Raw genomic sequence first — 23750 nt, 5'->3', positions numbered from 1 at the left:
CGGAGGAAGGCACTCCAGCGAGGTTCGCTGGCCGGGATCACCGCCGTGGCTCTGGTCGCGGGCACGCTCGTGGTGCTCTTCGGCGGGGGCGGGGCGCTGTGCGCTACGCGAGAGCCTGTTCTGGTCAATGTCGCGGCGGCGGTCGACGTGGCCCCCGTGGCGATGCGGGCGGCCTCCCGCTTCAACGAGACCAGGACCTCCTCGGGTGGCCGCTGCGTGCTCGTCCAGGTCACCGAGCAGCCGCCCGCCACGGTGCTGCGCACGCTGATCGGCGACAGGGCGGGCGTGCTGCGCCAGCGGCCGGACGGCTGGATCGCCGACTCCTCCGCCTGGATCCGGCTGGCCCGCAAGCAGGGCGCGAGCGCGCTGCCCGCCGGGGAGAGCGTGGTGGCGACCTCGCCGCTGGTGTTCGCCACCCGGTCCTCGCTCGCGCGGACGTTCTCCGTCGGCGGCACGCAGATGAACTGGCGCATGGTCTTCCCCGCGACCGTGCGGGGGCGGCTGCTGCCGACCGACCAGGAGCCCGACGTCGTCCGCGTGCCCGATCCGTCCCTGGCCGGCGCGGGCATCGCCACCGTCGCCGCGGCCCGCGACGTCGTCGGCACCGGCCCGGAGGCGGACAAGGCGCTCACGGCTTTCGTGCGCTGGGCGCAGGCCGGATCCGCGCCCGACTACCGCACGATGATGGCCGCCGTGGACGACCGCTCGTTCTGGAAGCGGCCGGTCGTCATCGTGCCCGAGCAGTCGGTGTGGAGCCACAACCAGCAGCCCTCGCCGGACCCGGTCGTCGCGCTGCGCCCGCGCGAGGGCACGATCATCCTCGACTACCCGTACGTCGTGACCGCCACCGACCCGGACGTGGCGGAGGCGTCGCGGGCCTTCGCCGACTGGCTGCGCGGCGAGGAGGCGCAGGACCTCGTGCGGCGGGCCGGGTTCTGGTCGGGCGACGGCGCCCGGGGCCCGGTCTCGCCGGGGCCGCAACTGCCGGCGGAGACGCCGGTGGCGCGTCCCTCGGTGTCGCCCGAGGACATCGACGACGCGCTCCAGGCGTGGAGCAGGCTCGCCCCGCCGACCAACATCCTGGTGCTGGCCGACACCTCCCGGCACATGGCCGAGCGGGTGAAGGGCACCACCCGGGTCGCCATCGCCCTCCAGGCCGCCAAGATCGGGCTGCGGCTGTTCCCCGACTCCACGCACATGGGCATGTGGGAGTTCGCCGACGGGCTGGGCGGGCCCAAGGGCTACCAGGAGCGGGTGGGGCTCGGGCCGATCACCCGGCCCGACACCGGCCAGGTGATCCGGCGCAGCGTCCTCGACGAGCTGACCAGCACCATCACCGCGCACCCCGACCGTGACAGCTCGCTCTACGACGCGATCCTCGGCGGCTTCCGCACGCTGACCGGGGAGTACCGCGAGGAGATGAACAACACGCTCCTCGTGATCACCTCCGGCAAGGACGACGGGCACGGCACGTCGCTCCAGAGCCTGGTGGACGAGCTGCACGACGAGTGGCGGCCGGACAAGCCCGTGCAGATCGTCATCATCGCGTTCGGGGCGGGCGCGGACCGCGACAGCCTGGGCCGGATCACGGCCGCGACGAACGGCTCCCTGCACGTGGCGCAGCAGCCAGGAGAGATCATCGACGTCTTCCTCGCCGCCCTGGCCCGCCGCCTGTGCCACCCCACCTGCAAGCCGACGCCCTGACCTGCCGGGCGGTTCCTGTCGGGGCGTAGCGGTTCCTGTCGGGGCGTACATGTCGGGTCGTTCGTGAGGAAGGCGCCGCCCCGCGTGCGCGGGGCGGCGCCTCGTCATGGGAGGGGCCGCTGGATCAGACGCGCTGCCAGAGCGCCGGGACGTTGGGCGGCTCCCACCCGGCGATCGCGGTGTGGGCCTGGAGGCACCGGTAGGAGGCGCCGCCGTAGGTCACCACGGCGCCCACGGAGTAGGCGGTGCCGGCCTTCCACGTGCCGCCGGGGTTCGAGGTCGGCGGCGGGGTGGGGGTCGGCGTGACGGTCGGCGTGGGTGTGGGCGTGGGCGTCGGGTTGCCGCCACCGCCGCCGATCTGGAGGTCGATGCAGGAGTAGAAGGCGTTGGCGGTGTCGGAGATGTTCCAGATCGCCAGGACCCTCTGCCGGCCGGACCAGCCCGAGAGGTTCACCGTGTGGGAGACCGTCGCGGGCGGCTGCTGGCCGTTGCCGTTGAAGACCGCCACCCTGGTGTTGCCGATGTAGTACTCGTACGTGCTGGTGGCGTGCCGGGCGGTGAACGTCCAGTTGAACGTCACGCTGGTGCCGACGGAGGTGGCGGGCCACGGCTTGCTCTCGTCGCTGAGCTGGGCGAAGCGGGCGACGTTGGCGTGGCAGTTGCGCAGGCCCTTGGGGCCTTCGACGCTCTGCGGCTCGTAGATGATGTCGCCGCAGTTCGGCACCTGACCGCGGGCGCAGAACGCCTGGCGGCTCGGTGGCGAGTTGACGTACCCGTGGGCCAGGGCGGGCTCGGCCACGAACACCGTGGCGGCGATCGTGATCACCGCCACGGCCAGTAACGTGAGCGTCCTTCGCATGAAAGTGCTCCTTTACGTGGGGGGTTGCCCCAAATGTAAAGGAAACTTTCCTATCGGTAAATGGCCGCTGACATCCCCTGTCAGACCTCAGCGGGTCACGATGAAGTCGGCGGGATCGCGGGGGGCGCGGTCACGGGGCGGGGCGGCGGCGTGGCCCACGGCCACGCACCCCATCGGGTCCCACGAGTCCGGCAGGTCCAGCACCTCGCGCACCACGGGACGGCAGAACATCGTGGACGACACCCACGCCGACCCCAGCCCCTCGACCGCGAGCTGGATGAGGAGGTTCTCCACCCCCGCGCCCATCGCGACCACGAACATCTCCCGCTCGGAGGCGTTGCGCCGGTCGTCGCGGTAGGTGTGCGAGCCCTCCATCACCAGGCACGGCACCACGAGGTACGGCGCGTCGCGCAGCACGTCGCCGCGCCGGATCCGCTTGGCGATCGACTCCTCGCCGAAGCCGTCGCCGCGCAGGTCGGCGATCCACGCCTCACGCATGGCGTCGAGCAGCTTCAGCCGCGTCGCGGCCGACTCCACCAGCACGAACCGCCACGGCGTCGTGTGGTGCGGCGCCGGGGCGGCGATGCCCGCACCGACCGCCCGCCGCACCGCCTCCGGGTCCACGGGCTCGTCCGAGAACGCGCGGATCGTCCGGCGGGCGAACACCACGTCCCGCGACCCGTACCGGAACAGGTCGTCGTCGGCCGGCCGGATCAGCGGGCGGACGCCCGGTCCGTCCTCGTCCGTGACCAGGTGCGCGAGGCCGCGGACCAGGGCGACGGGAACACCCGCCAGCTTGCCCTTGACCAGCTCGGCGGCCGCGGCGATCTCGTCGGCGAGCGCGGTGACCGTCGCGTTCAGCGGATTGCCGTGCGTGTCGGTCCCGCCGCGGAAGTCCTCCAGCGGGAGGACCCCGGCCGCGCCGATGGCCACGTCGGTCAGCCCGTTGCGCCAGGGACGGCCGAACGTGTCGGAGACGATCACCCCGGTCCGCACCCCGAGCAGAGCGGCGAGCCCGGCCCGGACGCGGCGGGCGGAGGCGTCGGAGTCCTCGGGCAGGAGCAGGACGGTGCCCGGCTCGGTATTGGAGGCGTCGACGCCGGCCGCGGCCATCACGAAGCCGTGGCGGGTCTGGGAGATCACGGTGTCGCCGCGTCTGGCGACGACGCGGACCGTCTCCTCCTCGATGGCGGCCGTGCGGTCGGGCGCCCGCCGCACCCGGCCCTCCGCCTTGCTGACGATCTTGGAGGTGATGACGACGATGTCGCCGTCGCGCAGACCGGCGTCCCGCAGGAGGAGCGCGAGGTCGTCGCCCGGCCGGACCTCGCCGAGGCCGGTGACGGGGATGACCTCGACCCGTCCGGCGCTCATCGGGCCAGCTCCAGGGCCAGGTCGAGCGCGGCGCGGGCGATGTCGGCCGCCACGTCGGCCCCCGTGCCGGGGTCGCGCATGAGGATGGGCCGGGCCACCACGCGCACGCCGTCGAGCCGGACGCCGGAGTCCTCCGGCGCCACCAGCCAGCCGTCGACGAGCTCCGGGCCGTACAGGTCGAGCACCGCCTGAGCCGACGTCTCGACGCCGATCGCCGTGAGGCAGGCGTCGGCCATGCCCCGCACGGGGGCGCCGCCGATGATGGGGGAGACGCCCACGACGGTCTTGGGCAGCAACGCCTCGCGGATGCCGGGCACCTGGAGGATCGTGCCGATGCTGACCACCGGGTTCGACGGCGGCAGGATCACCACGTCGGCCTCCTCGATCGCCTCCAGCACGCCGGGGGCCGGCTTGGCGCTGTCGACGCCGATCAGCGCGATCGACTCGGCCGGCACCGAGGCGCGCAGCCGTACCCACCACTCCTGGAAGTGGACGGCGCGCCGGCCGCGCTCGTCGGTGACGACGACGTGCGTCTCGCAGCGGTCGTCGCTCATCGGCAGCAGCTCCACACCCGGCTGCCAGCGCGCGCACAGCGCCCGCGTGATCTGGGAGAGCGGATAGCCGGCCTCCAGCATCTGGGAGCGGACGATGTGGGTGGCGAAGTCGCGGTCGCCCAGCCCGAACCACTGCGGCTCGACGCCGTACGCGGCCAGCTCCTCCTTGACCACGTGGGTCTCCTTGGCCCGGCCCCAGCCCTGCTCCTCGTCGATGCCGCCGCCGAGGGTGTACATGACCGTGTCGAGGTCGGGGCAGACCCGCAGGCCGAAGAGGGTGATGTCGTCGCCTGTGTTGCCGATCACGGTGATCCGGGCGTCGGGCGCGGTCTCGCGCAGTCCGCGCAGGAAGCGCGCGCCGCCGATGCCGCCGGCGAGGGACACGATGTGCATGCGGACCAGTCTTCCACCGGCCTGTGACACGCCCGAGCCGGGCTGGGCGTTGCCGATCCGCAATCCTCCGAAAATCACGTCATAGAAGGCGATCTGGGGCTTTTGAGGGATAAGTGGTTGCCGGGACTCCCGTCATCCATGGCGGTCATGTGGCAAACTCCCTTCGGGCTAAAGGGTCCGATGGGAGTAGTTGTGAGCAAACTTGACGCAGCTCGGCTGAGAGAGCCGGCCGCCTGGCTGATGCTGGCCGCGGGCGCGATCAACGTCCTGCTGTCCATCGGCAGGCTGCTGATCGGCACGACGACGGCGTACGGCGGCGGCTCGTCCCTGATGGACCGCGCCTTCATGCACTTCTCCAGCCTCACCAGCCCCGTCACCGCGGCCCTGCTCATCGGCTCCGTGCTGCTGGTCACCCGGTTCGGGCCGCCGTCGCCCAAGGCCCGGTTCGTCACGCTCGGCGCGGCGGGCGCGCTCGGCCTCGCGACGCTGTTCGGCGCGCTGGCGCTGCTGCTGGGCCTGCTCTCGGGCAATGGGCCCCGCTCGACGGTGGAGTTCCTGCTCTCCGGCCTGCCGCTGCTCGGCCTGACGGCCATCGCGCTGGTCTACCTGCTCCCGCAGGCGCTGGCCGCGACCTCGGGCGGCCAGGGTGGGCGGCCCGGCTTCGCGCCGCAGTCGTACGGCAACGCCGCGCACGGCAGCGGCTCGGACGCGTTCGGCCCCGGGTACGACCACCAGGGCCGGCCCGGTCAGGGGCCCGGCCCGTACGGCCGGCAGCCCGACTACGGGCACCAGCCCGGCTACGGGCAGCAGCAGGACTTCGGCGGTCCCGGCGACGGCGCTCCCTACGGCCCGCAGGACCCCTACCAGCAGCCGGGGGGCCCGCAGCAGCACGCTCCGCAGCCGCGGGCCGCGCTCCCCGCCGCGCCGGGCGACAGCCGTTCGGACGCCGGCCAGGACACCCCGCCGCACGGCCACCCCGAGCCGGGCTTCCCCCAGCCCGACCCGGGCTTCTCACAGCCGGACCCGGGCTACCCCCAGCAGGACGAGCGCTTCTCCCAGCCGGACCAGCAGCCCGCCTACGGCCAGAGCGACCAGCAGCCCGCCTACGGTCAGGCTGGCCAGGACCAGCAGCCCGCGTACGCGCATGGCGACCAGCAGCAGCCGTACGCCCAGCCGGGCGGCCCCTACGGCCAGGGTGACGCCCAGCAGCCGCCGCACGGCCGGCCGGGCTACGGCCCCTCCGACCAGCAGCCTCCGTTCCCGGGTCAGGCGGACCAGCAGTCGCCGTTCGGGAGCCGGCCGGACCAGCAGCCCTCCTACGGCGCTCAGCCGGACCACCAGGCTCCCTTCGCCAACCAGACGGAGCAGCTGCCCCTCTACGGTCAGCCGGAGCAGCCCGCCGCGTTCGGAAGCCGGCACGGGCAGCAGGCCCCGTTCGGCCAGCCCGACCCGCAGCCCGCGTACGGCCAGGACCAGCAGCCGGCGTACGGCCAGGACCAGCCCCTCTACGGGCAGGTGGGCCAGAGCGGGCAGCAGGCGCCCTACGGCCAGGCGGCCGAGCAGGAGGGCTTCGGCCAGACCAGCCCCACCCAGGCGTTCCCCCCGCAGTCCGGCCAGCAGGCCTACGGCCAGCCGGGGCAGGCCCCGTCCTCGTACACCCCGGCCGACACCGCGCCCGGCGGTCACCAGCAGCCGTCGGAGTACCAGCCGGCCCCGTACGTCCCGGCCGACAGCCACCCCGGCGCCTACGGCCAGTCGAGTCCCTACTCGTCCCTGGACTCCTCGCCGGACGTCTACTCCACGGCCGACTCCGGCCCCGGCACGTACCCGACCCTGGACACCCCGCTCGCCCCGTACCCGCCGGCCGACTCCCAGCCCGGCGGCTACGCCCCCGCGGACTCCCAGCCGGGCGGCTACCCGCCGGCCGACTCCCGGCCCGGCGGCTACACCCCCGCCCACTCGCAGCCCGACGTCTACGCCCCGGCCCCCGACTCCCCGGCGAACCCCTACGCCACGGACCCCCAGGCCGGCACCCCGTACGGGTCCTACGGCGCGCAGCCCCCGAGCGGCGTCCAGCCCGCCGCCCCGTACCCTCCGGCCCACGACACCGGCGCCGCGTACCAGCCCCAGGCCCAGTCCCAGGCTCAGCCGCAGGCCCCGGTCCAGCAGCCGAACGCCTTCAACGCCCCCGTCGACCCCGTCTACGCCGCCGGCGAGACCTCCCCGAGCGTGCCGTACCCCCCGGCGGGCCAGGAGCAGCGCCCGGCGTACGAGCAGCAGGGCGGCCAGCCGTTCACCGGCTACTCCGGCCACGAGTACGCGGCCCAGCCCGCCTACCAGGAGCCCGACCCGCCCGTGGACCCGCGCTCCCAGCAGCTCCTCGACGCCTACCAGCAGGCCGAGACCTATCAGCACACGGGCCAGCAGCCGGGCCGGCCGACCGGCCAGCACCCGGGTCAGCACTCAGGGCAGCAGCCCCGGCAGCCGTACGACGACCTGTTCGGCCACTCCCAGCAGCCGCAACAGCCCCAGCAGCAGACCGGCGCGCACCACGCCGGCCCGCAGCAGGGGTACGGGCAGCCCGCCCCGCAGGGCTACGAGCCCCAGCCGTCGCACTACGAGCCGCAGCCCTACCAGCAGCAGCCCCCGGCGCAGGGCTGGGAGCAGGCGAGCCCGGAGTCGACGGTGCGGCTCGACCAGCACCAGCACTACGCGCCGGGCGGCGCCGACCAGCCGCGCGACGGCGACGACCCGATCGACCCCACGGCGATCTACACGCCCAACGAGCCACGCAGGTAAGAAAGCGGCAAAGCAAAGGCCAGAGAGTAGGTGGGCCACGGGCGGGGCTCTATACCGCCCTGGTACGGTTCCGACCGCTGACAGCGTTGAACACGCCAGGCCAACGCCATGGAACCCGTGGTGATAGGTCAGGTACGAACATCACATGCCATGCACACCGGGGCGAGAGCTGGCCTTTCCCCGGATACCGGCATGCCGCTTGACGTCACGCACAGCACACGCGTGTAATTACCACCATGTTGTTACGCCTCTCCGTGGGTGGGTAATAGGGAGGCGTTCATGGGGGGCTCCATTGCGGGCGGGCGGCAGGGAGGTGTGCAGTGACCGATCTGGTCATCGCACAGGATCAGCTTGACGCTGAAGAACTCGGATGGCAGGAGCGCGCCCTGTGCGCGCAGACTGATCCTGAGGCGTTCTTCCCGGAGAAAGGCGGCTCCACCCGAGAGGCCAAGAAGGTCTGCCGGTCGTGTGAAGTACGTGCAGAGTGCCTGGAATATGCACTTGAGCATGACGAGCGATTCGGCATCTGGGGTGGGCTGTCCGAGCGGGAGCGCAGAAGGATCAAGCGCCAGGCCGTTTAGGGATATCTGTCGAAAGGGTCACGCGGAACACCGCGTGACCCTTTCTCATGCCCGTCTTCTCCCCGCTCAGCGCCGGTCGTCGTAGCCCGGGTCGACCGTCTCCGGCGACAGGCCGAGCAGCGTGGCCACCTGCTCCACGACCGTGTCGTGGACGAGCGCCCCGAGCGTGTCGCGGTCGCGGGCGCGCGCCTCCAGGGGGCGCCGGTAGAGCACGATCGCCGCGGGGTCGGCGCCCTTGGCCGGCTCGGCCCGGCCGAACGGGACCGGCTCGGCGCCCATCGCCGGACCGTCGCCCAGCTCGCTGAGCGGCGGCACGTCCTCCACCGCGAACTCCACCGCCGACAACTGCTTGCCCCACTGCGGGCGCAGCCGGTCCACCGCGTCGAGCACCAGGTCGTCGAACCGCTCGCTGCGCGAGCGGGCGATGGGCACGTGGGACGGCGCCAGCGGTCCGCGCAGACCGCGACCGTGCCGATCCCTCCGCCGTTCGCGCCGCCTCGGGCCCGGCTCATGTGTCACACGGCAAGTCTAAGGGGACACGGCGCGGGGGCAGAGGATGGCAGGCATCGGTGCATGTGGGTGGAAAGGCTGCGACAGCTGTCCGAATTGTGGCGACACGCTCTTTAAGAGCGCTCAGATAGTGGCGCCCCGCCCCCTTACCGGATACGGTCCCTCCGTGAGCCCCGTCCGCCGCTGTTCCCGCACCGCCTGCAGCCAGCCTGCCGTCTTCACGCTCACGTACGTATACGCCGACTCGACCGCTGTTCTCGGCCCTCTGGCGACGTACGCGGAGCCACACTGTTACGACCTGTGCGCCGAACACGCCGAGCGGCTGACCGCTCCCCGCGGCTGGGAGGTGGTGCGCCTGCCGACGGACGGCGCCTCGCCGAGCTCCGACGACCTTGAGGCGCTGGCCAACGCCGTCCGTGAGGCCGCCCGGCCCACGCCCGCCGGTGGCGAGCCGGTCGGACAGGGCGTCGAGGTCGGCCGCCGCGGGCATCTGCGCGTTCTTCGTTCCGCCCAGCAGCACCGTGACCGGTAGGCTCGTCCAGACGTAGCAGACCTAGGGGCGGAGCTGGAGAGTGGGCGACCTCGCCAAGATCTTCAAGGCTTACGACGTACGCGGAGTGGTGCCCGACGAGCTGGACGAGCCGGCGGCGGAGGCCGTGGGAGCGGCGTTCGCGGAGGTGACCGGGGCGGGGTCGGCCGTGGTCGCCCATGACATGCGCGACTCCTCCGTGCCGCTGAGCATGGCGTTCGTGCGGGGCGCGCGATCGCGCGGCGTCGACGTGGTCTACGCGGGCCTCGGGTCCACCGACCTGCTCTACTACGCCAGCGGCAGCCTCGGCCTGCCCGGCGTGATGTTCACCGCCAGCCACAACCCGGCCCGCTACAACGGCATGAAGATGTGCCGCGCGGGCGCGGTGCCGATCGGCGGCGACACCGGCCTGACCGAGATCCGCGACCGGGCCGCCGACCTGCTCGCCCGGCCCGGCGGCGCGCTCGCCGGCGGCGGGGCGAGCGGGTCGCTCATCGAGAAGGATCTCCTCCAGGGCTACGCCGGCCACCTGCGCACCCTCGTCGACCTGTCCGGCATCCGGCCGCTCAAGGTGGCCGTCGACGCGGGCAACGGCATGGGCGGCCACACGGTGCCCGCCGTCCTCGACGGCCTGCCGATCGAGGCGGTGCCGCTCTACTTCGAGCTCGACGGCTCCTTCCCCAACCACGAGGCCAACCCGCTGGAGCCCGCCAACCTGGTCGACCTGCAGCGCGCGGTCGTCGACAGCGGCGCCGACCTCGGTCTGGCCTTCGACGGCGACGCCGACCGCTGCTGGGTCGTCGACGAGCGCGGCGAGTCCGTCTCCCCGTCGGCGGTGACCGCGCTGGTCGCCACGCGGGAGCTGGCCAAGCACCCCGGCTCCGTGGTCATCCACAACCTCATCACCTCGCTCGGCGTCCCCGAGATCGTCCGTGAGCACGGCGGGCGGCCGGTGCGCACCCGCGTGGGCCACTCGTTCATCAAGGCCGAGATGGCCCGCACCGGCGCGGTCTTCGGCGGCGAGCACTCCGCCCACTACTACTTCCGCGACTTCTGGTACGCCGACTCCGGCATGCTGGCCGCGCTGCACGTGCTCGCCGCGCTCGGCGAGCAGGACCGGCCGCTGTCCGAGGTGGTCGAGTCCTACTCCCGCTACCACGCCTCCGGCGAGATCAACAGCACGGTCGGCGACCAGGCCGCCGCGCTGCGCCGGGTGCGCGAGGAATTCACGGGCAGGGGTGAGTTCGACGAGCTCGACGGGCTGACCGTCACCGGCTCCGGCTGGTGGTTCAACCTGCGCGCGTCCAACACCGAGCCGCTGCTCAGGCTCAACGCCGAGGCGGCCGACGAGACCATGATGAAGGCGGTCACCGACGAGGTGCTCGCCATCGTGAGAAGGGTGTGAGAGTGAAGATCGACGACTGGCTGCTGGAGATCCTGGCCTGTCCGGCGTGCAAGTCATCCCTGCGGGTCGAGGGCGAGGCCGGCGGTGAGGGCGGGGAGCTCGCCTGCACCGGCTGCGGGCTCGTCTACCCCGTCCGCGACGACATCCCGGTGTTGCTCGTCGACGAGGCCAGGAAGCCGTGATCTGGGAGCCCGAGCGGCTCGACGACCAGCACCACCTCACCGAGGCCGACCCGGGCGGCATGCTGCTCGCGGTCGCCGCGTCGGCGGCCCAGGTGCGCACCGGCTACCGCGTCGCCGTCGAGGCGGGCCTGCCGGGCCTCGCCGGCCAGGCCCGGCCCCGCGCCGTCGTGATCGCGGGGATGGGCGGCTCGGCCATCGCGGGCGACATCCTCGCCGCGGTCTGCGGCCGGGGCGTCCCGCTGCCGATCGTCACCGTGCGCTCCTACCAGCTTCCCGGCTGGGTCGGCGCGGCCGACCTGGTCATCGCCGTCTCCTGCTCGGGCCGTACCGAGGAGACGCTGTCCGTGGCCACGGAGGCCGTGCGGCGCGGCTGCCAGCTGCTCGCGGTGGGCGGCGCGGACTCGCCGCTGGAGGCGGTCGCCAGGCAGGCGTCGGCGCCGTTCGTGGCGGTCCCCGCCACCGGGCAGCCCCGGGCGAACGTCTGGCTGCTGACCGTCCCGCTGATCGTGGCCGCCGCCGCGCTCGGCCTGGTCCAGGCCGAGGCGGAGCTGTTCGAGGAGGTGGCCAAGGAGCTGGAGGCCATCTCCCACCGGTGCCGGCCCTCCAGCGAGTCGTTCATCAACCCGGGCAAGACGCTGGCCATGGAGCTGGCCGAGACCGTGCCGATGATCTGGGGCACCTCGCCGCTGTCGGCCGTCGCCGCCTACCGGCTGGCCTGCCAGCTCAACGAGAACGCGAAGTACCCGGCGGTCTTCGGCGAGCTGCCGGAGGCCAACCACAACCAGGTCGTCGCCCTCGACGGGCCGCTGGCCCAGCGCGACGTGTTCGCCGACGACCCCGGCCACGGTCTGCGCCTGGTGCTGGTGCGCGACACCGAGGAGCATCCCCAGGTGACGCGCCGCCGCGACGCGTCGGCGCGGCTCGCCCACGAGCGCGGCGTGCCGGTCAGCGAGCTCGCCGCCGAGGGGGAGCATCCGCTGGTGCGGATGGCCTCGCTCATCGGGCTCGCCGACTACGCGAGTGTTTATCTCGCTCTCGGGTACGGCATCGACCCCACCCCGGTGTCGGCCATCACGGAGCTGAAGGCCAGGATTGCGGAGTAAGAACCCCTCCCCAGGGCAATGAGTACATGATCTTTATGAGCGGAGCAGACCGGTGAGCGCGAGCGGCGGTACGAAGGCAATCATCGCGGCCTTGGCGGCCAACCTGGCCATCGCCGTGTCCAAGTTCGTGGCCGCGTTCTTCACAGGCTCGTCGTCGATGCTGGCCGAGGGCATCCACTCGGTCGCCGACTCGGGCAACCAGTTGCTGCTGCTGATCGGCGGCAAGCGGGCCCAGCGCGGGCAGACCAGGGAGCACCCGTTCGGCTACGGCCGCGAGCGCTACTTCTACGCCTTCGTGGTGGCGGTGGTGCTGTTCACGATCGGCGCGGTGTTCTCGCTCTACGAGGGCATCCACAAGCTCTCCTCCGACGAGGGGGTGGAGTCGCCCATCTGGGCGTTCGCCGTGCTGATCTTCGCGATCGTGGCGGAGGGCTTCTCCTTCCGCACGGCCGTCAAGGAGGCCAACCCGCAGCGCGGGAAGCAGCCGTGGTTCACCTTCATCCGCCGGTCCAAGTCGCCCGAGCTGCCGGTCATCCTCCTGGAGGACCTCGGCGCGCTGCTCGGCCTGCTGTTCGCGCTGTTCGGCGTGGCGATGGCGGTCATCACGGGCAATCCGGTCTGGGACGCCATCGGCACGATCATGATCGGGCTGCTGCTCGCGGTGATCGCGATCATCCTGGCGATCGAGACGAAGTCGCTGCTGCTGGGCGAGAGCGCCACCCCTGAGATGGAGCGCCAGATCTGCGAGGCGCTGGAAGCCGCGGACGAGGTCGAGCGGGTGATCCACATGCGGACACTGCACCTCGGGCCGGAGGAACTGCTGGTGGCCGCCAAGATCGCGGTGGCCCACAACGACACGGCGTCGGAGGTGGCCAGGGGCATCGACGAGGCCGAGCGGCGCATCCGCGCGGCCGTGCCGATCGCCCGGGTCATCTACCTGGAACCGGACCTCGACCGTTCCCGCACCACCACGGCCTGAACTCCTGCAACTCGGCACCGGAGTCCGGCCCTGCCGGCTCGGGCGCCGGAGCTCAGGTGAGCGGCGCCGCCCTGTTGCCGATCAGGCGCGCGCTCGCGCGCCTGAGGCGGGGCCGGCCGAGGGTGATGAACGCCTCGGCCTGCAGCGCTGACGCGCCGATGCGCGGTAGGTCGCGGGCGTTCGGGTAGACGAGGAAACGCGGCTCCCAGATCGGGCGGAACTTCGCGTTGAATCGGTAGAGCGACTCGATCTGGAACCAGTGCGACAGGAAGAGCAGCAGGCCGCGCCAGGCTCGCAGCACCGGCCCGGCGCCGAGCCGCTCACCGCGGGCCAGGGCCGCCCGGAACATCGCGAAGTTGAGCGAGACCTGCGCGATGCCCATCGCGGGCGCCGCCTGCAGGGTCTTGACGATCAGCAGCTCGTTGAGGCCGGGATCGGCGTCGCGGTCGCGGCGCATCAGGTCGAGCGAGATGCCGCGCGGCCCCCACGGCACGAAGTGCAGCACGGCCCTGATCTCGCCGTCCTTGTGCGCGGTGACCACCACGCAGCGACCGTCTACGGGGTCGCCGAAGCGGCCGAGCGCCATCGAGAAGCCGCGCTCGGTCTCCGTGCCGCGCCAGGAGGCGGAGGCCGCCCTGATCCGTTCCTTCTCGTCCTCCGTGAGTTCGCCGACTCTGCGCACCATGCAGGTGTAACCCGCCCGTTCCGTCCGGTTGGCCATCTGGCGGACGTTACGCATCGCCCGTCCCTCCAAGGTGAAGTCGGCGACCTCGACCACCGCCTCGTCCCCGATCTCCAGCGCCGACAACCCGGCCTGGCGAGTCCACACCTCGCCGCCCGTCTCGCCGCAGCCGATCACGGCCGGCACCCAGGCGTGCCGCTTCGCCTCGGCCATGAACACCCTGATCGCCGCCGGCCACGCCTCCCGGTCGCCGATGGGGTCGCCGCTGGCCAGCATGACACCGGCGACCACCCGGTAGGCGATCGCCGCCTTGCCGGAGGGGGAGAAGATCACGCTCTTGTCGCGGCGGAGCGCGAAATAGCCGAGCGAGTCGCGGGCGCCGTGCCTGTCGAGCAGCTCGCGCAGGCGGTTCTCGTCCTGCTCCGTCAGCTCGGAGACCGGACGTTCGGGGCGCAGGGCCAGGTAGGCCGTGGTGACGGCGGTCACGGTGCCGAGCGCGAGCAGCGAGAAGTAGACCAGGTCACCCACGCGCGGCGCGGTGAAGGTCACGGGGCCCTCGATGCCGACCAGGCCGAGGACCACGTGTTCGAGTCGGTCGAGGACGCCGGGGTCCCCCGCGATGGCGTGGGGACGCAGGCCGACGATCACATAGCCGAGGACGAGGTCGAGGGCGCCGAACCCGAGCAGATTCCACAGCGCCCGCCACCGGCTGCGCGGATCGGACAGCGCGTAGAACTCGCGGCGGTTCGCGAGCAGCGCCACGAGGAAGAGCAGGCTCGTGAGCGCTGTGACGGGGTGGCGGAGATGAACGAGGGACAGGATCGCGCTGACCGGAAGCAGCGCCACGACCGCCCGCCAGGCGCGCGCCTTCCTGCGGCGCAGGGCGTGCGCGAGCATGATGAGCAGGATGCCCACCACCAGGGAGGTCGCCCGGGCGACCGTCGTCACGATCCCGGGCAGCGCCTCCGACCACGCGGTCACCCCGCTGCGGCCGAGGCGCGGGGCCACGGCCTTGACGATGTCGAGGAGCCCGACCATCAGGGCCGCGTAGCCCGCGACAGCGGGCACCCAGGAGCGCGAGATCTGCTTCACCCTTCGGATTCAACGCCCGTCGTGGTAATCCGCGCGTTAACCACGGTCTTACAGCGTGGCGGGTAATCATCTGGAGGATGGGACTCACCTCGCTGCCCCTCCAGCTCATGGCCGCCGTGCTGGCGATCGGCGCGTTGACGGCCACGGTGTGGATGTGGCCGCGCCTGGCCGGACGACCGGGCGGACGGCGCTGGACCGCGGTGCTGGCGCGGACCGGGGTGCTGGCGGGCGACCAGCTCCTGACCCTGGCGGCGCTCGGACTGCTCGTCAACAACTACTTCGGCTTCTACGGCTCGTGGGACGACCTGCTCGGCACCGACCCCGGCACGGCGGCCATCACGATCGCCGGGCAGGGCCTCCAGGTGCTGGACAGCCACGCGGTGCGCGGCGGGCGGATCGAGCAGGTCATCATGCCCGGCCCCACCACGCACCTCAGCGAGCAGGCGTACGTGTTCCTGCCTGCCGCCTACCTCAGGGACCAGCGGCGGCGTTTTCCCGCGATCCTCGCGCTGACCGGCTACCCGGGTGACCCGCGCAACCTGATGACCAGGCTGGACCTGCCCGGACGGCTCGCGACCGCCATCAGCCGCCACCAGGTCCCCCCGGCGGTCCTGGTGATGATGCGGCCGAGTGTGGTGCTGCCGCGCGACACCGAGTGCGTCGACGTCCCGGGCGGGCCGCAGGTCCAGAAGTACTTCGCCGACGACGTGCGGCGGGACATGACGACCGCGTACCGGGTGGCGCCGGGCGCGGAGTCCTGGGGGATCATCGGCGGCTCGACCGGCGGGGACTGCGCGCTCAAGCTCGCCATGACGCATCCACAGGCGTTCTCGGCGGCGGTGTCGCTGTCGGGCTACTACGAGACGATCATCGACGGCACCACGGGCGACCTGTTCGGCGGGCAGCAGGCGGTCGAGCACGACAACGACCTGATGTGGCGGCTGGCGACGCTGCCCGCGCCCGCGGTCAGCGTGCTCGTCACCAGCAGCAGGAAGGGGGAGAGCGACTACCGCTCCACGCGCGCCTTCCTGGCCGCGGTCAAGCCGCCCATGCAGGCGTCCTCACTGATCCTGCCCAGCGGCGGTCACAACTTCAACACCTGGAACAGGGAGCTGCCGCAGGCCCTGCCGTGGCTGGCTCAGCAGCTCCACGCCCCCGGCGGCGCGGCTCCGGCTGCGACCGCCACCCCCGGGTGACCCGCCCGGGGGTGCCACCGCACGGGATGTCCTACTCGTGGGCCGTCAGGCAGGACCTGCCGCTCTCGCTCTGGTCGAACAGGCAGCGGCCCTTCTTGTCGAGGGTGACCACCTTGCGCACGCCGCTGAACTGCTTGAGCGTCTTGTCGATCGTGCGCAGGGCCCGGGCGTCGCTGCCGATGCCGTCGCCCACGACGGTGCGGCAGAAGCGCAGCGTCGCCGTGCCGTTCTTGATCTTGATGGCGAAGTCGCTGCCGCAGTCGGAGCGGCCGCGCAGCTTGCCCGTGAGCTCCGAGTGCAGGCCGCGCCCGCGCTCGGCCTTGGTGGGGCCGGTGATCAGCTGCCGGACGGCGAACCTGGCCACCCCCTGGTCCGGGGCCTTGCGCGTCACGGCCACCACCTTGCCCGGGATGCCGTGTCCCTTGGAGAAGTACACCTTGACCTCGCGGGGCTCACCGGCCGCGCCGGCCTGGGCGGCCTGGGCCGCGAAGTCCGGCGCGTGCGCCGCCGGGGAGGCGGCCTGCGCCGGGGAGAGCGCGAGCACGGAGGCCATCAAGAGCTCTTTCATGATTTCTTTGACGTATGGACGGGGGCGCTGGTTCGAAGCAGCCGCAGCGCCTTCTCCTTCTCGAAGTCGAGCGCCCGCCGTGGCACCGGGATGCGCCCGATCCGCACCCCGAGGTCGCGCACGGCCGCGGCGACCGTCGGCTCGCTGAGCACGCGCAGCGCGAACGCCAGCTCGGCGGGGGAGACGTCGAACTGTTTCTCCAGCTCCACGCCCTGGGCCACGGCCGCGAGCTCCTCCGGCCCGAAGCGCCGGTGGGCGCCCTGCTCGCGGACCGGGGGCAGGAGGCCGAGCGCCTCCCGGTACCGCAGCATCCGCGGGGACATGCCGAGCCGCCGCGCGGCCTCCGTGATACGCATCCTTACATTCTTACGTCAATTTCGGGGGCGCCGGGATGCGACCTCTCCCGCGGGGCGCCTAAACTCGTCGGCGACACCGTCCCGACGCGAGGGGTAACAGATGGACTTCAAGGTCGCCGACCTTTCACTTGCCGACTTCGGCCGCAAGGAGATCAGGCTCGCCGAGCACGAGATGCCCGGGCTCATGGCGATCCGTAAGGAATACGCGGCCGCGCAGCCCCTCCGCGGTGCGAAGATCATGGGCTCCCTGCACATGACCATCCAGACGGCGGTCCTCATCGAGACCCTCGTCGCGCTCGGCGCCGAGGTGCGCTGGGTGAGCTGCAACATCTTCTCCACCCAGGACCACGCCGCCGCCGCGGTCGTCGTCGGCCCCGAGGGCACGGTCGACGAGCCCAAGGGCGTGCCGGTCTTCGCCTGGAAGGGCGAGACGCTGGAGGAGTACTGGTGGTGCACCGAGCAGGCCCTGACCTGGCCCGGCGGTGACGCCCCCAACATGATCCTCGACGACGGCGGCGACGCCACCCTGCTCGTCCACAAGGGCGCCGAGTACGAGAAGGCCGGCGCCGTGCCCGCCGCCACCGCCGAAGACCCGGAGGAGTGGCACGTCATCGTCGACCTGCTGACCCGCACGGTCGGCGAGGAGAAGCGGTGGACCCGGATCGCCGAGAGCATCATGGGCGTCACCGAGGAGACCACCACGGGCGTCCACCGCCTGTACGAGATGCACAAGAACGGCCAGCTGCTGTTCCCGGCGATCAACGTCAACGACTCGGTCACCAAGTCGAAGTTCGACAACAAGTACGGCTGCCGCCACTCCGTCATCGACGGCCTCAACCGGGCCACCGACGTGCTGATCGGCGGCAAGGTGGCCGTGGTCTGCGGCTACGGCGACGTCGGCAAGGGCTGTGCCGACGCGCTGCGCGGCCAGGGCGCCCGTGTCATCGTCACCGAGATCGACCCGATCTGCGCCCTGCAGGCGGCCATGGACGGCTTCCAGGTCACCACGCTGGACGAGGTCGTCGGGATCGCCGACATCTTCGTCAGCGCCACGGGCAACTTCAACATCATCACCGCCGAGCACATGGCGAAGATGAAGCACCAGGCGATCGTGTCCAACATCGGGCACTTCGACAACGAGATCGACATGGCGGGCCTGGCCAAGCTGCCCGGCATCGTCAAGAACAACATCAAGCCGCAGGTCGACGAGTGGGTCTTCGCCGACGGGCACTCGATCATCGTGCTCGCCGAGGGCCGCCTGATGAACCTCGGCTGCGCCACCGGCCACCCGAGCTTCGTGATGTCCAACTCGTTCACCAACCAGGTGATCGCGCAGATCGAGCTGTTCACCAAGACGGACGAGTACCCGATCGGCGTGTACACGCTGCCCAAGCACCTGGACGAGAAGGTCGCCCGGCTCCACCTCGACGCCCTGGGCGTCAAGCTGACCGAGCTGACCAAGGAGCAGGCCGCCTACATCGGCGTCCACGTCGAGGGCCCGTACAAGTCCGACCACTACCGGTACTGATCCTTCCGTGTGGGGCTCCGGAGGGTTTCTCCCCCTTCGGAGCCGATCCGTTTCATGATCTTTTACGGCAGGCCAGGTCACCCGCACTCGCCGACGTCGCTTCCGTCTGTCATGGCCGGTCGTGAAGGCTCACGGCGCACTCGCCGTGACGAGCGCGTTCCCGGCCGTGTTCTTCGGTTGAAGGCATCCCATGGACGTCAGTGAAAGCGGCGAGCGGCAGATCTCCTGGGCCGCTCGTTCGATGCCGGTGTTGACCGCGATCGGTGAGCGGTTCGCGCTCGAACGGCCGCTTGACGGGTTGAGGATCGCGGCGTGCCTGCACGTGACGGCCGAGACCGCGGTCCTGCTGGGCGCGCTCAAGGCGGGCGGCGCCGAGATCGCGCTGGCCGCCTCCAACCCGCTGTCCACGCAGGACGACGTGGCCGAGGCGCTGCGCGGCTACGGGATCGCGGTCCACGCGCGGGCCGGCGTGGACCGGGCCACCTACTACGGGCACATCCACCAGGCCCTCGACATCGCGCCCGACCTGGTGCTCGACGACGGCTGCGACCTGGTCAACACGCTGCACACCGAGCGCACCGACCTGCTCGGCGGGGTGAGTGGCGGGTGCGAGGAGACGACCACGGGGATCATCCGGCTGCGGCAGATGGCCTCGGAGGACGCGCTGCGCTTCCCGGTCGTGGCGGTGAACGACACGCGGACGAAGCGGATGTTCGACAACCGCTACGGCACCGGGCAGTCCACGCTCGACGGCATCATGCGGGCCACCAACACCATGCTGGCGGGGCGGACGGTGGTGGTGGCGGGGTTCGGGTTCTGCGGGCGGGGCGTCGCGGAGCGGGCCAAGGGGTTCGGCGCGCGGGTCGTGGTGACCGAGATCGACGCGGTCAAGGCGCTCGACGCGACCCTGCAGGGCTACGAGGTGCGGCCGATGGCGGAGGCGGCGCGGACGGGCGACCTGTTCATCACGGTCACGGGCAACCGCGACGTGATCCGGGGCGAGCACCTGGCCGTCATGAAGGACGGCGCCATCCTGGCCAACGCCGGGCACTTCGACGTGGAGATCGACGTGCGGGCGCTGGACGAGCTGGCCGTCGAGGTGCACCGCGGCGTACGGCCCAACACCGACGAGTACGTCCTGCCGGACGGCAGGAGGCTGCTGCTGCTGGCGGAGGGCCGTCTGGTGAATCTGACGGCCGCGGAGGGGCATCCCGCGGCGGTCATGGACATGTCGTTCTCCGCGCAGGCCCTGGCGGTCGCCTGGCTGGCGGGGGAGCGGGCCGGGCTCGCGCCCGGGGTGTACGACGTGCCGGAGTCGATCGACCAGGAGGTGGCGCGGCTCAAGCTGGCGGCCACGGGCATCGGCATCGACGCGCTCACGGAGGAGCAGGAGTCCTACCTCCACTCCTGGCGCGCCGGCTCCTGACCCACCCTTTCCCGGCCGCCGGCGTCTCCGGTGGTCAGCGCAGGGCGGACATGCGGCGGATCTCGGCGGCCTGGCTGACGGAGATGTCCTCGGCGATCTCCTGGACGCGCAGGTGCGAGCCCTGCTTCAGGACCTCCGTCGACATCGTGATGGCCCCCTGGTGGTGGGCGGTCATGAGCTGGACGAACAGCCGGTCGAAGGCGGCGCCCCGGGCGGCCTTCAGCGACTCCATCTGCTCGGGCGTGGCCATCCCGGGCATGCCCTCGTGCGCGGCGTGGTGGTCCGGCACCTGCTGGCCCTCCGTCTTCAGCCAGTCCGTCATCATCGCGATCTCGGGGCCCTGGACGTCGTTGATCCGGGAGGCCAGCCGCTTGACCGCGTCGCTCGCGGCCCGGGAGCCGGCCAGCAGGCTCATGTCCAGCGCCTGGCGGTGGTGCACGATCATGTTCTGCAGGTAGCGGACGTCGGCCGCGTTGGCCTTCTGGGGCGGCACGGCGGTGGCGGCCTCGCTGGGCGACAGCGTGCGGGCCTCCTCGCCCGGCCGGCCGGGCGCGATGACGGGCGCCGTCTCGGTGGCCGTGGCAGCCGGGGGAGCGGCGGCAGGGGCCTCCGTGCAGCCGGCGACGAGCAGGAAGGCGCAGGCGCCGACGATGAGTGCGCTGCGCACCCGACCTCCTTGACCCAGGGCTTGACCGCGGGATGTTGCGACGTTGCACTGTAGACGGTTCGGGCACACTCCGTAAACACCTCATGTCATCAAATTTCTTGACACACTGCTCGCTTGGCGACATATGACAACACCAGTCAGAATGTTCTCTTTATATAGGCTTTATCCTCCGAGAGGAGCCCGAGTGCTCACCCTGCGAAGGAGTCTCGTCGCCGCGGCGGCCGCCGTCGCCTTAGGCGCGATGGCGCTGCCCGCGTCGGCCGCGGACATCCCTCCGGTTGACACCGTGGTGACCAGCCCCAACGTCTCCCACGTGCTCAACATCCCGAAGCCGGCGCCCATCGCCGGGACCATCAACACCGACATCGCGTTCCAGGGCGGTTACGCGTACGTCGGCAACTACGGTGGTTTCTCCATCTACGACGTCCGCGACCCGAAGCAGGCCAAACCGGTCAGCTCGGTCGTCTGCCCCGGCAGCCAGATGGACGTCAGCGTCCACGGCAACCTGCTCTTCGCCGCCGTGGACAGCTCGCGCAGCGACGACTCCTGCAACAGCACCGGGCTCTCGGCCGACCACAAGGAGGCGTGGGAGGGCGTCCGGATCTTCGACATCAGCGACAAGTCCGCGCCCAAGTACGTCAAGTCGGTCGAGACGAACTGCGGCTCCCACACCCTGACCCTCGTCCCGGGCAAAGGCCGTGACCGCAACCGCAACGTCTACGTGTACGTCTCGTCGTACAACCCGTCGGCGACCTTCCCCGACTGCCAGCCGCCGCACGACAAGATCTCCATCATCAAGGTGCCGCTGGACGACCCGACCGCGGCGGCGGTCGCGGCCACGCCGGTCGTCTTCCCCGACGGCGGCAACGAGACCCAGCCCGGCCTGCTCCTGCCGACCAGCGGCTGCCACGACATCACCGCGTACCCCGAGAAGGACATCGCGGCGGGCGCCTGCATGGGTGACGGCGTGCTGTTCGACATCTCCGACCGGCTGAACCCGAAGGTCACCGCCCGGGTGAGCGACCCGAACTTCGCCTTCTGGCACTCGGCGACGTTCAGCAACGACGCCAGGAAGGTCGTCTTCACCGACGAGCTCGGCGGCGGCGGCGCGGCCACCTGCAACGAGGCCACCGGCCCGAACCGGGGCGCCGACGCCATCTACGACATCACCCGGGGCCGGCTCGTCTTCAAGAGCTACTTCAAGATCCCCCGTTACCAGGCCGACAGCGAGAACTGCGTGGCCCACAACGGCTCGCTGATCCCGGTCAAGGGCAAGGACATCATGGTCCAGGCCTGGTACATGGGCGGCGTCTCGATCTGGGACTTCACCGACTCCACCAAGCCCAAGGAGATCGGCTACTTCGAGCGCGGCCCGCGCGCCGACGGCAGCGGCGGCGGCGTCTGGTCGGCGTACTACTACAACGGCCACATCTACGCGGCCGACTTCCACCAGGGGCTCGACGTCCTCAAGATCAGTGACCCGCTCACCGACGGCGCCCAGCGGGTCCGCACGGACCGGCTGAACGTCCAGACCCAGGAGTCCTACCGCGGCGGCGGCTGGGGCCACGACTGACCATCCCCCCACGCGCTGGGCCGGCCCGTCTCCTCCACGGGCCGGCCCTCGCGGTCTTCCGGCGGGTACGCCGCGAAGGATGATATTTCCTGCCATAGTGGGGCCCGCTGACTTCATCCCCGACCAGGAGGTCCTCAGTGGCGTCCAGAATCGGCCGCGTCCTCGTGCTGACGGGAGCGGTGCTGGCTCTCGTGACAGGACCGGCCCAGGCCCGCGACGACGGTGTCAAGGCCGGCTCGAACATCGAGCACGTGGCCACCGTCCCCAAGAAGGGCCCGTTCGCCGCGTCCGACGCCTTCAGCACGGACCTGGCCTTCCAGGGGAACTACGCCTACCAGGGCAACTACTACGGCTTCACCGTCTACGACATCCGGAACCCGGCCAAGCCCGCCGTGGTGAGCCGCGTCTCCTGCCCCGCCGCGCAGAACGACGTGTCGGTCCACGGCGACCTGCTCTTCCTGTCCGTGGACGAGCCGCTCAAGGGCGACTCGTGCGACGCGGAGCCGACGTCGGCGGCGTTCAAGTCCGCCTGGGAGGGCATCCGCGTCTTCGACATCTCCGACAAGTCCCGTCCGAAGTACATCAAGGCCATCAGGACCGCGTGCGGCTCGCACACGCACACGCTCGTGCCGGACAAGACGGGTAAGGCGGTCTACCTGTACGTGTCCTCGTACGGCCCGTCGAGCGACTTCCCCGGCTGCAAGCCGCCCCACGACGGCATCTCGGTGGTCAAGGTGCCGCTGGACCGCCCGAAGGCCGCCAAGGTGGTCTCCAGGCCGGTGCTCTTCCCCGACGGCGGCAACGAGCAGCAGGAGACGCTCCTCGCGCCGACCAGCGGCTGCCACGACATCACGGTGTACGCCAGGAAGAACCTGGCCGCGGGCGCCTGCATGGGCGACGGCGTCCTGATGGACATCTCGGACCGGGAGCACCCGAAGGTCACCGCGCGGGTGACCGACGAGAACTTCGCCTTCTGGCACTCGGCCACGTTCAACGCCAGGGGCGACAAGGTGGTCTTCACCGACGAGCTCGGCGGCGGCCTCGGCGCCGTCTGCACCAAGGCCGTCGGCCCGCAGCGCGGCGCGGACGCCATCTACACCGTCGAGAACGGGCAGCTCGTCAAGCAGGGCTACTACAAGATCCCGCGCCACCAGGGCACCGGCGAGAACTGCGTCGCCCACAACGGCTCGCTGATCCCGGTCAAGGGCCGCGACATCATGGTCCAGGCGTGGTACCAGGGCGGCGTGTCGGTCTTCGACTTCACCGACGCCGCCAAGCCCCAGGAGATCGCCTACTTCGACCGGGGCCCGGTCTCGCCGCGTGACTTCGGCGGCTCCTGGTCGGCGTACTACTACAACGGCCACATCTACAGCAGCGACATCCGCAAGGGCCTGGACGTGCTGCGCATCAAGGACCCGCGCACGGCGTCCGCGGCCGGGAAGCGGCTCAAGGCGCTCAACCCGCAGACGCAGTAGGCGCGCCGCTCACTGGGGAGGCGCGAACCCGCCCGGCGTCGGCCGCGGCGGCTCGGCGGGCGCGACCGGCGGCCGCGCCTCCCACGGGCCCGGAGACGGCGGCCCCGGCCGACCGTACGCGGGCCGGGCACCCGCGGGCGGCCCGGCGGGGGCGCCCGGAGAACGGGAGAGGACACGGCTGAACCCCAGGCACAGCATGGGAACTCCTATGGCGTCCT

The 23750-nt window shown here is 71.6% G+C and carries 21 protein-coding genes and 1 pseudogene; 13 read left to right on the top strand and 9 right to left on the bottom strand.

Annotation, left to right across the window (positions count from 1 at the left end; all coding sequences use genetic code 11):
• Positions 1-45: 45 nt before the first annotated feature.
• Positions 46-1704, top strand: a complete 1659-nt coding sequence (locus tag MTP10_RS06960; RefSeq protein ID WP_310708188.1) for a substrate-binding and VWA domain-containing protein — start codon at positions 46-48, stop codon at positions 1702-1704.
• 124 nt (positions 1705-1828) lie between these two features.
• On the opposite strand, the gene MTP10_RS06955 is transcribed toward MTP10_RS06960, so the two are convergent.
• The 3 genes from MTP10_RS06955 to cofD form a co-directional block, all read right to left on the bottom strand.
• The gene (locus MTP10_RS06955) at positions 1829-2563 is read right to left on the bottom strand and encodes a lytic polysaccharide monooxygenase (RefSeq protein ID WP_310708187.1); all 735 of its coding nucleotides are present in this window, start codon (positions 2561-2563) and stop codon (positions 1829-1831) included.
• Between the two features lie 87 nt (positions 2564-2650).
• On the bottom strand, positions 2651-3934 hold the full coding sequence (locus MTP10_RS06950; RefSeq protein WP_310708186.1) for a coenzyme F420-0:L-glutamate ligase: 1284 nt from the start codon (positions 3932-3934) through the stop codon (positions 2651-2653).
• Positions 3931-4881, bottom strand: a complete 951-nt coding sequence (gene cofD / locus MTP10_RS06945) for a 2-phospho-L-lactate transferase (RefSeq protein WP_310708185.1) — start codon at positions 4879-4881, stop codon at positions 3931-3933. Before cofD ends, MTP10_RS06950 begins: the two co-directional genes overlap by 4 nt.
• A 192-nt stretch (positions 4882-5073) precedes the next feature.
• Here cofD and MTP10_RS06940 point away from each other — a divergent pair, with 192 nt between their 5' ends.
• Both MTP10_RS06940 and MTP10_RS06935 read left to right on the top strand, forming a co-directional pair.
• Positions 5074-7680 carry a hypothetical protein gene (locus MTP10_RS06940; protein WP_310708184.1) on the top strand — a complete coding sequence of 869 codons (2607 nt, stop codon included), beginning with the start codon at positions 5074-5076 and terminating at the stop codon, positions 7678-7680.
• 320 nt (positions 7681-8000) lie between these two features.
• Positions 8001-8261 (top strand): WhiB family transcriptional regulator, encoded by a 261-nt coding sequence (locus MTP10_RS06935; RefSeq protein WP_049564653.1) that lies wholly within the window; start codon positions 8001-8003, stop codon positions 8259-8261.
• A 66-nt stretch (positions 8262-8327) separates the two neighbouring features.
• Here MTP10_RS06935 and MTP10_RS06930 read toward each other — a convergent pair whose 3' ends face one another.
• Positions 8328-8780 (bottom strand): metallopeptidase family protein, encoded by a 453-nt coding sequence (locus MTP10_RS06930; protein ID WP_310708183.1) that lies wholly within the window; start codon positions 8778-8780, stop codon positions 8328-8330.
• A gap of 157 nt (positions 8781-8937) precedes the next feature.
• Between MTP10_RS06930 and MTP10_RS06925 the strand changes: the two genes are divergently transcribed.
• The 5 genes from MTP10_RS06925 to MTP10_RS06905 are packed head-to-tail and all read left to right on the top strand — an operon-like array spanning position 8938 to position 12969.
• Entirely contained in the window at positions 8938-9303 is a 366-nt protein-coding gene (locus tag MTP10_RS06925; protein ID WP_310708182.1) for a DUF3499 domain-containing protein, read from the top strand.
• Between the two features lie 40 nt (positions 9304-9343).
• The gene (locus tag MTP10_RS06920; protein WP_310708181.1) at positions 9344-10705 is read left to right on the top strand and encodes a phosphomannomutase/phosphoglucomutase; all 1362 of its coding nucleotides are present in this window, start codon (positions 9344-9346) and stop codon (positions 10703-10705) included.
• On the top strand, positions 10702-10887 hold the full coding sequence (locus MTP10_RS06915; protein WP_310708180.1) for a Trm112 family protein: 186 nt from the start codon (positions 10702-10704) through the stop codon (positions 10885-10887). The genes MTP10_RS06920 and MTP10_RS06915 overlap by 4 nt, the downstream gene beginning before the upstream one ends.
• Positions 10884-11990, top strand: coding sequence for a bifunctional phosphoglucose/phosphomannose isomerase (locus tag MTP10_RS06910; RefSeq protein WP_310708179.1), 1107 nt, complete (start codon positions 10884-10886; stop codon positions 11988-11990). Before MTP10_RS06915 ends, MTP10_RS06910 begins: the two co-directional genes overlap by 4 nt.
• 52 nt (positions 11991-12042) lie before the next feature.
• Positions 12043-12969, top strand: a complete 927-nt coding sequence (locus MTP10_RS06905) for a cation diffusion facilitator family transporter (protein ID WP_310708178.1) — start codon at positions 12043-12045, stop codon at positions 12967-12969.
• Positions 12970-13021: 52 nt separating this feature from the next.
• Here the strand turns inward: MTP10_RS06905 and MTP10_RS06900 are convergent, their stop codons facing one another.
• Positions 13022-14743, bottom strand: coding sequence for a phosphatidylglycerol lysyltransferase domain-containing protein (locus MTP10_RS06900; protein WP_310708177.1), 1722 nt, complete (start codon positions 14741-14743; stop codon positions 13022-13024).
• 77 nt (positions 14744-14820) lie between these two features.
• Here MTP10_RS06900 and MTP10_RS06895 point away from each other — a divergent pair, with 77 nt between their 5' ends.
• Entirely contained in the window at positions 14821-15939 is a 1119-nt protein-coding gene (locus MTP10_RS06895; protein ID WP_310708176.1) for an alpha/beta hydrolase-fold protein, read from the top strand.
• A 31-nt stretch (positions 15940-15970) separates the two neighbouring features.
• On the opposite strand, the gene MTP10_RS06890 is transcribed toward MTP10_RS06895, so the two are convergent.
• Positions 15971-16507: a GerMN domain-containing protein gene (locus MTP10_RS06890; protein WP_310708175.1), complete on the bottom strand. Its 537-nt coding sequence runs from the start codon at positions 16505-16507 to the stop codon at positions 15971-15973.
• Positions 16504-16863, bottom strand: a complete 360-nt coding sequence (locus tag MTP10_RS06885) for a MerR family DNA-binding transcriptional regulator (protein WP_310708174.1) — start codon at positions 16861-16863, stop codon at positions 16504-16506. The genes MTP10_RS06890 and MTP10_RS06885 overlap by 4 nt, the downstream gene beginning before the upstream one ends.
• A 100-nt stretch (positions 16864-16963) precedes the next feature.
• On the opposite strand from MTP10_RS06885, the gene ahcY reads away from it, so the two are divergent.
• Together ahcY and MTP10_RS06875 are read left to right on the top strand one after the other, a co-directional pair.
• On the top strand, positions 16964-18391 hold the full coding sequence (gene ahcY, locus MTP10_RS06880) for an adenosylhomocysteinase (protein ID WP_310708173.1): 1428 nt from the start codon (positions 16964-16966) through the stop codon (positions 18389-18391).
• A 190-nt stretch (positions 18392-18581) separates the two neighbouring features.
• Entirely contained in the window at positions 18582-19817 is a 1236-nt protein-coding gene (locus MTP10_RS06875) for an adenosylhomocysteinase (protein WP_310708172.1), read from the top strand.
• A gap of 34 nt (positions 19818-19851) precedes the next feature.
• On the opposite strand, the gene MTP10_RS06870 is transcribed toward MTP10_RS06875, so the two are convergent.
• On the bottom strand, positions 19852-20484 hold the full coding sequence (locus tag MTP10_RS06870) for a DUF305 domain-containing protein (RefSeq protein ID WP_310708171.1): 633 nt from the start codon (positions 20482-20484) through the stop codon (positions 19852-19854).
• A gap of 142 nt (positions 20485-20626) precedes the next feature.
• On the opposite strand from MTP10_RS06870, the gene MTP10_RS06865 reads away from it, so the two are divergent.
• Both MTP10_RS06865 and MTP10_RS06860 read left to right on the top strand, forming a co-directional pair.
• Positions 20627-22057 carry an LVIVD repeat-containing protein gene (locus MTP10_RS06865; protein ID WP_397334428.1) on the top strand — a complete coding sequence of 477 codons (1431 nt, stop codon included), beginning with the start codon at positions 20627-20629 and terminating at the stop codon, positions 22055-22057.
• A gap of 137 nt (positions 22058-22194) precedes the next feature.
• Positions 22195-23532 carry a hypothetical protein gene (locus MTP10_RS06860; protein ID WP_310708169.1) on the top strand — a complete coding sequence of 446 codons (1338 nt, stop codon included), beginning with the start codon at positions 22195-22197 and terminating at the stop codon, positions 23530-23532.
• Positions 23533-23541: 9 nt separating this feature from the next.
• On the opposite strand, the pseudogene MTP10_RS06855 reads toward MTP10_RS06860, so the two are convergent.
• Positions 23542-23750: pseudogene (locus MTP10_RS06855) on the bottom strand (hypothetical protein); the annotation flags it as partial.

This window comes from Nonomuraea sp. 3-1Str, from assembly GCF_031570565.1.
Lineage (GTDB): Bacteria > Actinomycetota > Actinomycetes > Streptosporangiales > Streptosporangiaceae > Nonomuraea.
Note: the sequence above shows the minus strand (reverse complement) of the source record. Positions and strands in the feature narration are given on the sequence as shown.